Here is a 350-nt window from a genome sequence, read left to right on the forward strand (position 1 = left end):
ACGGTCGGGACATGGACGGAAATCTGAGCGATCCACTTCCTTCCCTTCTTCGTGACCCTGAGCGTCCCGAGTTTGTTGGCAAGGAGTCGGGTATTCCGATTGTCCTTGTCAACCATGGGAGCACGGAATCGCATCTTCACGGACTTCCCGTCCATCCAAACGGGGAAGGAGATGCTCTCGAAGTCGAAGGAATAGTTCTGATTGTTCCAGACGCAGACCGGCTTTTTGAGGACAGGGATGCGTTTGAAATCCTCTTTCCTCGCCTTCTTGTAGATGCCGACGGCATCTCCTGCGAGTTGGTTCTTCACGGCGCTCGGAAGGGGGGTGTCGATGTCCTTGCTCGACCACCT

The 350-nt window shown here is 55.1% G+C and carries 1 pseudogene; it reads right to left on the minus strand.

The features are described from left to right. Positions 1-350, minus strand: a pseudogene (locus ITJ88_RS16200) (RNA-guided endonuclease TnpB family protein); the annotation flags it as partial.

This window comes from Exiguobacterium abrahamii, assembly GCF_015645365.1.
Taxonomy (GTDB): Bacteria; Bacillota; Bacilli; order Exiguobacteriales; family Exiguobacteriaceae; genus Exiguobacterium_A; species Exiguobacterium_A abrahamii.